Source organism: Oceanicella sp. (assembly GCF_056449545.1).
The window spans coordinates 25,113-35,606 of sequence record NZ_JBWOMN010000116.1 but is presented as its reverse complement, the minus strand read 5'-3'; the positions used below and the strand labels follow the sequence as shown (position 1 = coordinate 35,606).

Here is a 10,494-nt window from a genome sequence, read left to right as displayed (position 1 = left end):
CCGCGGCGCAGGCGGTCTTGACCAGCGCCTGCGCCGCGGGCCGCGGCATATGCGCGGCAAGCGCGAAGGTCGCGACTTCGGCCAGCATCAGCCCGCGCGTCGCCGCCATGGTCGCCGCCATGCGCGCGGGATCGGGCGCGAGGCTCTGCGCCAGCCCCAGCGCGTGGCGCGTGGCCCCCCCGGCCGCCATGCAGAGCTGCGGCAGGCTGAGCCATTCCAGCGCCCAGGCGGCGCCGTCGCGTTCGCTTTCATGCGCCAGCGCATCGAGCATGGCGCCTGACAGGCGGGCCGACAATCGCCCCAGCGCCACCAGGGTTTCCGCGCCCACCGGGTTGGATTTATGCGGCATGGTCGAGGAGCCGCCGCCGGCCCCGACCCGCAGCTCGCCGATTTCGCTTTGGCCAAGCAGGATCAGGTCCCGCCCGAATTTGCCCAGCGATCCACAGAGGATCGCCAGCGCCGCGCCCAGTTCCGCCACCCCGTCGCGCGTCGAATGCCACGGGATGTCCGGCGCCGCGAGCCCCAGCCCCCGCGCGGTTTCCGCCACCGCCGCATCGGCCTGCGCCCCCAGCGCCGACAGCGTGCCCGAGGCGCCGCCGAGGCTCAGCGCCAGCAGCCGGGGCCGCAGGTCCCGCAGCCGGGCCCGCGCCCGGATCAGCGGCATGCCCCAGGCGGCGACCCGCGCGCCGAAGGTGGTGGGCGTGGCGATCTGGCCACGCGTGCGCGCCGCCATGGGCAGGTCGCGATGGGCGGCGGCCTGATCGCCGAGCGCGCCGAGGATGGCGCTCAGCCGCGCATCGAGAATGTCGAGCATGGCCCGCAGACGCAGCACCAGCCCGGTGTCCAGCGCATCCTGGCTGGTGGCGCCCCAATGCACGTAGGCGGCGTGTTCCGGCGCGCCCATGGCGGCGCGAAACGCCGGGATCAGCGCCGGGATCGACACCCCCGCCGCCGCCGTCCCGCCGGCGATGGCGGCGGGATCGATCACCGCCCGGCGCGCGGCGCGCTCGATGGCCGCGGCGCTGTCCGCCGGGATCAGCCCGAGCCGCCCCTGCGCCCGCGCCAAGGCGCCCTCGAACCGCAGCACGGCGCGGATCTCCGCCGCGTCGGTGAACAGCGCGCCGATCTCGCGGTCGCCGAACAGGTCCCGGTGCATGGCGCTGTCGAAGGGGGATACGGCCACGGGCGGCGCTCCATCTGTTGCGGCGCGGCGCGCCTGGTCGGACCCGCGCTACATGACGCGGCGCGGCGCGTCCAGCGCCCGCCCGGCGATCGGCGCCGCCCCGGGGGGCGGGCTGGCGCCGGGCGATCCCGGGTCGCGCCCGGAACGGCGACGCCCGCGGCCGCGCGCCGGCGGTTGTCCCGTTCGTCTCAGCCCGGATGGCGTTCGGCCATGAAGGCGGCGATCAGCGCGGCGGTGGCCTCGGGCGCCTCGACGCAGGGCAGATGGCCGACGCCCGCGATCTTCTCGAAGCGGGCGCCGGGGATCAGGGCGGCGGTGGCGCGGACCAGATCCGGGGGCGTGGAGCCGTCCTCCTCGCCGACGATGGCCAGCGTCGGCAGGGTCAGGCCCGCGGTGCTCGCCGACAGATCCGCCTCGCGCAGGGCGACGCAGCAGCCCAGATAGCCCTGCACCGGCGTGCGGGTGAGCATGTGCCGCCAGATCGCCAGGTCCTCGACCTGCCGCTCGCGAAACGCCTGCGAGAACCAGCGGCCGAGAATCGCCTCGGACAAGACGCCGATGCCCCCGGCCTCGACCGCGGCGATGCGTTCGTTCCAGACCTCGCGCTCGCCGATCCTGGCGGCGGTGTCCATGAGCACCATGGCGCGCACCAGATCCGGGCGCGTCGCCGCCAGCCCCTGCGCGATCATGCCGCCGATGGACAACCCGATGAACAGCGCGTCGCGCACCCCGAGGTGATCCATCAGCGCCGCGGCGTCGGCGACCAGATCCTCCATGGCGTAGGGCGCGTCGGGGGCCTCGCTCAGCCCGTGGCCGCGCTTGTCGTAGCGGATCAGCCGCAGCCCCGGCGGCAGCAGCGCCGCCATGCGATCCCAGACCCGGAAATCCGTGCCCAGCGAATTGGCCAGCACCACGGGGCGGCCCGCGCCCTCGTCGCGGTAATGCGTCACGATGCCGTTCAGTCGCGCGCTTTGCATGATCGTTCCCCCGCTTGCCGCCGGCCGCGCCGGGCGTTTGGGACATGTGAACCGTGAATCGCCCGCCAGATCAACCTTGACGCGCGGGTTCGGACTGGTCTTGCGCCGCCGCCGTGCTAAGTCGCCCTGCACACCCTTCCGGAGACGCCCGATGTCATCACGAGACGCCAGCGGCCGCATCGGCCAGGTTCGTTCGATCACCCGCGCCATGACCGTGCTGCGCGTGCTGTCTGAAAGCGGCGACGGGCTGACCCTGTCCGAGACCGCCGCGCTGGCCGGGCTCGCCGCCTCCACCGCGCACCGGATCCTGACCACGCTGGAGAGCGAGCGCTTCGTGCGCTTTGACGCGGTCACCGGCGCCTGGAACGTGGGCGTCGCCGCCTTCACCGCCGGGGCCGCCTTCGCGCGCAGCCGCGACGTGATCATGCTCGCCCGCCCCTATCTGCGCCGCCTGCAGGAGCAGACCGGCGAGACCGCGAACATCTTTCTGGAGGCCGGGGGCGAGCTGGTCTGCATGGCGCAGTTCGAATCGCGCCACTCCATGCGCGTGCTGACCCGGGTCGGCGAACGCTCGCGCATGCACTGGTCGGGCGCCGGCAAGGCGATCCTCGCGCATTTCGACGCCGAGCGCGTGTCCCGCGTCATCGCCGAGCACGGCCTGCCCCGCGCCACCAGCCGGACCATCACCAATCGCGGCGCGCTGAACGCGGCGCTGGAGGACATCCGCCAGACGCGGGTGTCGGTCGATGACGAGGAAAACGCCGAGGGCCTGCGCTGCGTCGCCGGCGCGGTGCTCGACGAGACCGGGGCGCCGGTGGCGGCGATCTCGGTGTCCGGCCCGAAAACCCGGATCGACGATTCCAAGCTGATCTCGCTGGCCCAGACCGTGAAGCAGGTGGCCTCCGAGGTGACCCGCGACTATGGCGGCAAGCCCGCCTGAACCCGCGCCCGGGCCCCGGGTCGCGCCCGCGCCGCCGGTCGCGCGCATTGGCGAAGAATACCGCTGGACGCCAGAAAACGCCTTTGCTATAGGCTGCGGCGTCCCCAAGGGACGGCTCTGGTCCGGCGTAGCTCAGTGGTAGAGCATCGGACTGTTAATCCGCGGGTCGTAGGTTCGAATCCTACCGCCGGAGCCAAACTCCCTTGATTTTGCTGATAAAATCGGCGCGATACGCGTTCTGACGCCTACCGACCGCCGCCATCGCGCCGGTTGTCGGGGCGTTTCGGCCCCGCCGAAGGTTCATGGCTGCGCGAACATGCGCCGCAGCCTTCACGCTGTGAACTGTCCCCCCCCTTCCCCCGTCTGATCCGGGACTTGCCCGCAGGGGCGCGGCCAAAACCGCCTCGGCGCCCGGATCAAGTTCGGCGAAAGCCTCGCTGACGCCCTGATCCGGTGCGTTCAGCGGCGATTTCGCCGCCTCCGGCAAGTCGAAACCAGGTTAGCGCAGGACCATATGTGCCGGGCGCGTTCCGCCGGTGGCGGGGCCCCTGTCCCGCCCGCGGATCGCTGGCCGCATGGGGGATTGGACATGGCGGCGGGGGTGCGGGACCCTGACGCGACGGCGGCGCCCGGTCAGTCGCCGATCGAGGCCAGCAGCGCATCGACCTCGGCGCGGGTCGGCATGGCCGGCGCGGTGCCGGCGCGGGTGACCGAGATGCCGGCGGTGGCGCAGCCGATGCGCACCGCCTCCAGCGGATCGACGCCGCGCGACAGCGCCGCCGCGAAGCCGCCGGTGAAGGCGTCGCCGGCGCCGGTGGTCTCCACCACCGCGCCGACGCGGAACGCCGGGGCCATGGCCGTGACCTCGGGGCCGTGGAACAGCGCCCCGGCCTCGCCCAGCGTCACCACCACCGCGCCGGCGCCCATGTCGCGCAGGGCCTGCGCCGCGCGCCTGGCGTCGGAATCATTGGCGACCTTGATGCCGGTGAGCGCCTCGGCCTCGGTCTCGTTGGGGGTGACGTAGTCGCAGAGCCCGTAGATCGACGGATCCAGCGTCGCCGCCGGCGCCGGGTTCAGCACCGTGATCACCCCCGCCGCCCTGGCGATCTCCAGCGCCCGCGTCGCCGCGTCGATGGGCTGTTCGAGCTGGGTGACGAAGACCGCGGCGGAGCGGATCACGTCCGCCGCCGCCTCCATGTCGGCGACCGAGATGCGGCCCGCGGCGCCGGGGCTGACGATGATGGCGTTGTCGCCGGTGGCTTCGTCGATGAAGATGTAGGCGGCGCCGGTGTAGCTGTCGGGATCGATGATCGCCGCCGGGATCACCCCGGCCCCGGCCCAGGTCTTGCGCGCCATGTCGGCGAAATCATCCTGGCCGATGCGGGTGATGAAGGTGGTCTTCGCCCCCATGCGCGCCGAGGCCACCGCCTGGTTCGACCCCTTGCCCCCGGGCCCGAGCGCAAAGCCCGAACCGAGGATGGTCTCGCCCATGCGCGGCTGGCGCGGCGCGCGATAGGCGGTGTCGGCCACGAACACGCCAAGGATCGCAACCCCGGATCGTTCGCCGGATGCGCCGCCCGGCCCGCCGTTTGCGTCATGCGTCATGTCATGCCCTTCCAGTCGGCCCGCGATCAATTCTCTGGCGCGATCACGCCCTTGCCCAGCACGAAACAGCCATAGAAGCGACGCTCGCCGGTCTGGATCACGCAATAGGCGTTTTTCGCCCGCGCATAGAAGGCGTGGCGCTCGATCGGGGCCATGGGGGCGGCGCGGCCCTCGGCGGCGTCGACGGCGGCCTGCACCTCGGCCTGCACCGGGGGGATTTCATCGGGGGCGCCGACGACCTCCATGCGCAGGGCGGGCGCGTCGACGAAGGTGTCGAGCGGCATCACCGACAGCACCGCCTGAACGGCGCGCGCGGCGCCGACCCCGTCGATGCGCAGCAGGCGGCCCAGCGTGGTCTGGCGCGCCACTGAATCGGACGGGAAATTCGTGTCGGCGATGATCAGCTCGTCGCCATGACCCATGGCGCGCAACGCGTGCAGCACCTCCGCGTTCAACAGCGGATCCAACCCCTTGAGCATGCGACGTCCTCCCTCGCGCCGGCCTGTCCCGACCCTTGAGGCGGCACTTTACGCATGCGCGCCCCGCCCCGGCAAGCGGCGCTTGCCGCTTGGCGGCGGCGGCGCGCTCGGCTACCGTCCGCCAAATCGAAAAAAAACAGGAGGACGCCATGGAGCGCACGGATTTCACCTGCCCCTCGGGGGCGACGCTGATCGCCACGGAGCTTGGTTTCGGCGGCGCGCCGCTGGGCAACCTGTTCGCGGCCATCGACGAGCCCACCGCGCAGGCGACGCTGGCCGCCGCGTGGGATGCGGGGATGCGGCTGTTTGACACCGCGCCCTATTACGGGCTGGGGCTGTCGGAATCCCGGTTCGGGGCGTTCCTGGCCGACAAGCCCCGCGACGACTACACGCTGTCCACCAAGATCGGCCGGCTGCTGGAGGAGTGCGCGCCGCAGGACGCCACCCCCGACCAGTTCATGGAAACCCCGTCGCGCCGGGTGGTGTTCGACTATTCCTATGACGGGGTGATGCGCAGCTTCGAGCACAGCCTGAAGCGGCTCGGCGCGGATCGCATCGACGTGCTGCACTGCCATGACGTGGACATCATCACCCATGGCTCGAAGGCCGAATCCGACCGGCGCATCGCCGAATTCATGGGCGGCGGGCATCGCGCGCTGCTGGCGCTGCGCGATCAGGGCGCGGTGCGCGCGATCAGCGCCGGGCTCAACGAATGGGAAACCTGCGAGACCCTGGCCCGGCAGGGGGATTTCGACCTGTTCCTGCTGGCCGGGCGCTACACGCTGCTGGAGCAGGCGGCGCTGGACAGCTTTTTGCCGCTTTGCGAATCGCGCGGCATCGGCGTGCTGCTGGGCGGGCCCTACAATTCGGGCATTCTCGCCACCGGCCCGGTCGAGGGCGCGATGTACGACTACACCGCGGCGCCGCCGATCATCAAGGCGCGGGTGGCGCGGATCGAGGCGGTGTGCATGGCCCACGGCGTGCCGCTGGCCGCCGCCGCGCTGCGCTTTCCGCTGGCCCATCCCAGCGTGTTCGCGGCGATCCCCGGCGCCCGGACGCCCGAGGAGGTGGCGTTGAACGTCGAGACCCTCGCGGTCGAGATCCCCGCCGCGCTGTGGTCGGATCTGCGCGCCGAAGGGCTGATCCGCGCCGACGCGCCGGTTCCGGGGTCATAGGCGCAAGCGCCGCGCCAGGACATCGATTCGCTTCACCTGTGGACGCTGGAGGAAACCCATTGCCTGCTCGGCCTCGCCGACGCGACCGGCCGGATCGCCGGGGGCGATCAATGGGCGGCGGGCTGGGACGCGCCGCGGCTGCCGAGGGACTGGCGGCCGAATCGGCGCAGGTTTTCGGTGTCTGGCGGCGCGGCGGCGCGGTTCAGCGGCATCGTCCGAGCCCGCGGCCAGGCGGCGGCGAATCGGGGAAGCGCCGAAGCGTCTGTCGCAAACAGCCCCGGAACAGACGTTCCGCGCCATGCTGAATTGAAAAACGCCGTCTCCACTGGATCCGAAACGCTTTTTCGGGCTCCTTGATGAAGACAATCACCGATTTCCCGCGCCAGACCGTCGAGATCCCCGACATGGGGATTGCGATGCCCGATGGCTGCCGGTTGTCGGCGCGGGTGTGGATGCCCGACGACGCGGCCGCCGATCCGGTCCCGGCGATCCTCGAATTCCTGCCCTATCGCAAGCGCGACGGCACCACGGCGCGCGACGCGCTCACGCATCCGTATTTCGCCGGGCACGGCTATGCCTGCCTTCGGGTCGACATGCGCGGCTCAGGCGACAGCGAGGGGGCGCCCGGCGACGAATACAGCCCGCAGGAACTGGCCGACGCGGTGGCGATCATCGCCTGGATCGCGCGCCAGCCCTGGTGTTCGGGGCGGGTCGGCATGATGGGCATCAGCTGGGGCGGCTTCAACGCCCTGCAGACGGCGGCGCTGGCGCCGGCGCCGCTGAAGGCCATCATCACCCTGTGTTCGACCGTGGATCGCTACGCCGACGACATCCATTACAAGGGCGGCTGCCTGCTCAACGAGAATCTCGGCTGGGGGGCGACCATGTGGTCCTATTCCTCGCGCCCGCCCGACCCGGCGGTGGTGGGGCGAAAATGGCGCGAGATGTGGCTGCAGCGGCTGGAGACGGCGCCGTTCCTGCCGGCGATCTGGCTGCGGCGCCAGCGGCGCGACGCCTATTGGCGCCATGGCTCGGTCTGCGAGGATTATTCGGCGATCAAGGCCGCGACGCTGGCCGTGGGCGGCTGGGGCGACGCCTACAGGAACGCGGTCCCGGCGCTGGTGGAAAACCTGTCGGCGCCGGTCAAGGGCATTGTCGGGCCATGGGTGCACAAATACCCGCATTTCGCCGCCCCCGAACCGCGCATCGGGTTCCTGCAGGAGGCGCTGCGCTGGTGGGATCGCTGGCTGAAGGACATCGACACCGGCGTCGAGGCCGACCCGGCCCTGCGCGCCTATGTGATGGACGGGCTGGCGCCGAAAACCTGGCATGACGCGCGCCCCGGGCGCTGGGCGGCGGTCCCCGCCCTGCCGCCGCCGGGCGTCGCGCTGAAAACCCTGCATTGCACGCCCGGCGGGGCGCTGGCCGGGGCCGGCGGCGACATGGCGATCCGCCTCGCCTCGCCCCAGACCTGCGGCGGCGCGGGGGGCGAATACTGCGCCATCTGGCTGGGGCCGGAAGGGCCGGGCGACCAGCGGGGCGACGATGCGCTCTCGGCCTGTTTCGACGCGCCCCCATCGACCTCGGTCCAGGACATTTTCGGCGCGCCGGTCCTGCGCCTGCGGCTTTGCGGCGATCGCGCGCAGGGGTCGATCGTGGCCCGGCTCTGCGACGTGGCGCCCGACGGGGCCTCGGCCCGCATCACCTGGGGCGCGCTCAATCTCAGCCATCGCGCCGGTCATGCGGCGCCGGCGCCGCTGACCCCGGGCGCGCCGACGGACATCGCGCTGAAGCTCGATCACATCGCCTATCGGCTGCCCAGGGGGCATCGGCTGCGGCTGGCGCTGTCCTCGGCCTACTGGCCGATGATCTGGCCAGCGCCCGAAGCGGTGACGCTGACCCTGCTGGCGGGGGCGCTGGACCTGCCGTTGCGCCCGCCCGGGACCGGCGACGAATGGCGCTTTGCGCCGCCCGAAGCCGCCCCGCCCTGGCAGACCCGCAGCCTGCGCGACCCGGCCAGTTCACGGGTGTCCGAAACCGATTTCGCCACCGGCGAGGTGACGCTGTCGATCACCGACGATTTCGGCGAGGTGGAGGATCTCGACCACGGGCTGATCAGCGGCGCGATCGCCCGCGAGACCTGGCGCATCCGCCCCGACGATCCGCTGAGCGCCTCGGGCGAAACCCACTGGACCGAGACCAACGCCCGCGGCGACTGGTCCACGCGCACCGAAACCCATGCCCGCATGTGGTCGGACCGGACGCATTTCCACCTGCGCGCGCGCCTTGAAGCCTATGAGGGCGAGACCCTGATTCGCGCCCGCGACGTGAGCGACGCGATCCCGAGGGACAACCTTTGACCTCGCTCCGGATCGCGGCGCCGGCGCCCGGGACCAACGGCGAGCCGTGCGGACGCGGGCGAAATCGTCCGACAGTAAAAAATTTTCGTGACAAGACACTGATCGCTTGTCAGCGCGAAGAAACTTCGCGCATGCTTCCACACAACAATCATTCACCGGCTGACAACAGCCGAAACAGGGGGAAAATCATGTCAGAAGAACTCAAGCATCTGGGTCTTCGCGTCGCCGCCGGTCAGCACAGCCGCCGCGCCTTCATGGGCCGCGCCGCGGCGCTTGGCTTCAGCGCCGCCGCCGCCAGTTCGCTGCTGGCTGGCGCCGCGCGCGCCGCCGGGCCGCAGAAGGGCGGGCATCTGAAGATCGGCTCGGTCGGGGGCGAAAGCACCAACACGCTGGATCCGGCGCTGGCCGCCAGCCAGGTGCCCTATCTGATTTCGCGCCAATACGGCGACACGCTGGTGCGCAACAGCCCCGCCGGCGAAATCGAAAACCGGCTCGCCGAAAGCGTCGAGGCCAGCTCCGACGCCAAGACCTGGCATTTCCGCATCCGCAAGGGGGTGGAATTCCACAACGGCAAGACCCTGACCGCCCAGGACGTGCTGCGCACCATGCAGCGCCATTCCGACGAGAATTCGAAATCCGGCGCGCTGGGCATCATGCGCGGCATCGAATCCATGGCGGCGGACGAGGACATCTTCTCGGTCACGCTGAAGACCCCCAACGCCGACCTGCCCTACCTGATGGCCGACTACCACCTGATCATCCAGCCCGACGGCGGCTACGACAACCCCACCGCCGGCATCGGCAACGGCCCCTACCAGATCGAGTACAACGAGCCGGGCGTGCGCCACGGGTTCAAGAAATTCGCCAATTACTGGGACGAGACCGCCGGCCATGTGGACAGCGTCGAGATGCTGGTGATCAACGATTCCACCGCCCGGACCGCGGCGCTGCAATCGGGTCAGGTGCACATGATCAACCGGGTCGAGCCCAAGGTGGTGAGACTGGTCAAGCGCGTGCCCGGCGTCACCGTGCAGAACGTGTCGGGGCGCGGGCATTACGTGTTCATCATGCATTGCGACACCGCGCCGTTCGACAACAACCATCTGCGGCTGGCGCTGAAATACGCCATAGATCGCGACGCCCTGGTGGACAAGATCCTGCGCGGCTACGGCGGGGTCGGCAACGACATGCCGATCAACGCCGCCTATCCGCTGTTCGACGACACCATCCCGCAGCGCCCCTACGACCCGGACAAGGCGGCCTTCCACTTCAAGAAATCCGGCCATGACGGATCGGTGCTGCTGCGCACCGCCGAGACCGCCTTCCCCGGCGCCATCGACGCCACCCAGCTGTTCCAGCAAAGCGCCAAGGCCGCCGGCATCCCGCTGGAGATCAAGCGCGAGCCCAATGACGGCTACTGGTCCGAGGTCTGGAACAAGCAGCCCTTCTGCGCCTCCTACTGGGGCGGGCGGCCGACGCAGGACCAGATGTATTCCACCGCCTACCTGTCCACGGCGGACTGGAACGACACCCGGTTCTTCAACGATGAATTCGACAGCCTGCTGCTGTCGGCGCGCGCCGAGCTGGACCAGAAGAAGCGCCGGGAAATGTACAGCCGCATGGGCTATCTGGTGCGCGACGAAGGCGGGTTGATCTGCCCCATGTTCAACGATTTCATCGACGCCACCGCCGACGCGGTGCAGGGCTGGAAGGGCGATCCCAACGGCGAATTGATGAACGGCTTCGCCCCGTCCAAGTGCTGGCTCGCCTGACGG

Annotated in this window: 8 protein-coding genes and 1 tRNA gene; 5 read left to right on the top strand and 4 right to left on the bottom strand. The window is 70.8% G+C overall.

Annotated features, from left to right (window positions below; translation table 11 throughout):
- Positions 1-1,183, bottom strand: a 1,183-nt coding sequence (pcaB, locus tag AC1HC7_RS15105; RefSeq protein ID WP_479499182.1) for a 3-carboxy-cis,cis-muconate cycloisomerase, incomplete at its 3' end; no start/stop codon positions are given.
- A 188-nt stretch (positions 1,184-1,371) separates the two neighbouring features.
- Positions 1,372-2,160, bottom strand: a complete 789-nt coding sequence (gene pcaD, locus AC1HC7_RS15100; RefSeq protein WP_479496855.1) for a 3-oxoadipate enol-lactonase — start codon at positions 2,158-2,160, stop codon at positions 1,372-1,374.
- A gap of 151 nt (positions 2,161-2,311) precedes the next feature.
- On the opposite strand from pcaD, the gene AC1HC7_RS15095 reads away from it, so the two are divergent.
- The gene (locus tag AC1HC7_RS15095) at positions 2,312-3,100 is read left to right on the top strand and encodes an IclR family transcriptional regulator (RefSeq protein WP_479496854.1); all 789 of its coding nucleotides are present in this window, start codon (positions 2,312-2,314) and stop codon (positions 3,098-3,100) included.
- 121 nt (positions 3,101-3,221) lie between these two features.
- A tRNA-Asn gene (locus tag AC1HC7_RS15090) sits at positions 3,222-3,296 on the top strand.
- A gap of 437 nt (positions 3,297-3,733) precedes the next feature.
- Here the strand turns inward: AC1HC7_RS15090 and AC1HC7_RS15085 are convergent.
- Entirely contained in the window at positions 3,734-4,705 is a 972-nt protein-coding gene (locus AC1HC7_RS15085; protein WP_479496853.1) for a ribokinase, read from the bottom strand.
- 26 nt (positions 4,706-4,731) lie between these two features.
- Positions 4,732-5,184, bottom strand: coding sequence for an RbsD/FucU family protein (locus AC1HC7_RS15080; protein WP_479496852.1), 453 nt, complete (start codon positions 5,182-5,184; stop codon positions 4,732-4,734).
- 149 nt (positions 5,185-5,333) lie between these two features.
- Here AC1HC7_RS15080 and AC1HC7_RS15075 point away from each other — a divergent pair, with 149 nt between their 5' ends.
- From AC1HC7_RS15075 to AC1HC7_RS15065, 3 genes are all read left to right on the top strand, one after another.
- A complete protein-coding gene (locus AC1HC7_RS15075; RefSeq protein ID WP_479496851.1) occupies positions 5,334-6,359 on the top strand; it encodes an aldo/keto reductase in 1,026 nt (341 codons plus the stop codon).
- A 356-nt stretch (positions 6,360-6,715) separates the two neighbouring features.
- Positions 6,716-8,719 (top strand): CocE/NonD family hydrolase, encoded by a 2,004-nt coding sequence (locus tag AC1HC7_RS15070; RefSeq protein ID WP_479496850.1) that lies wholly within the window; start codon positions 6,716-6,718, stop codon positions 8,717-8,719.
- Between the two features lie 188 nt (positions 8,720-8,907).
- Positions 8,908-10,491, top strand: a complete 1,584-nt coding sequence (locus AC1HC7_RS15065) for an ABC transporter substrate-binding protein (protein WP_479496849.1) — start codon at positions 8,908-8,910, stop codon at positions 10,489-10,491.
- The last annotated feature ends 3 nt before the right edge of the window (positions 10,492-10,494 follow it).

Bases quoted from the DNA above. Each gene is read 5' to 3' on its own strand.
- pcaD (WP_479496855.1), bottom strand. From the start codon at position 2,160: ATGCAAAGCGCGCGACTGAACGGCATCGTGACGCATTACCGCGACGAG.
- AC1HC7_RS15095 (WP_479496854.1), top strand. From the start codon at position 2,312: ATGTCATCACGAGACGCCAGCGGCCGCATCGGCCAGGTTCGTTCGATC.
- AC1HC7_RS15085 (WP_479496853.1), bottom strand. From the start codon at position 4,705: ATGACGCATGACGCAAACGGCGGGCCGGGCGGCGCATCCGGCGAACGA.
- AC1HC7_RS15080 (WP_479496852.1), bottom strand. From the start codon at position 5,184: ATGCTCAAGGGGTTGGATCCGCTGTTGAACGCGGAGGTGCTGCACGCG.
- AC1HC7_RS15075 (WP_479496851.1), top strand. From the start codon at position 5,334: ATGGAGCGCACGGATTTCACCTGCCCCTCGGGGGCGACGCTGATCGCC.
- AC1HC7_RS15070 (WP_479496850.1), top strand. From the start codon at position 6,716: ATGAAGACAATCACCGATTTCCCGCGCCAGACCGTCGAGATCCCCGAC.
- AC1HC7_RS15065 (WP_479496849.1), top strand. From the start codon at position 8,908: ATGTCAGAAGAACTCAAGCATCTGGGTCTTCGCGTCGCCGCCGGTCAG.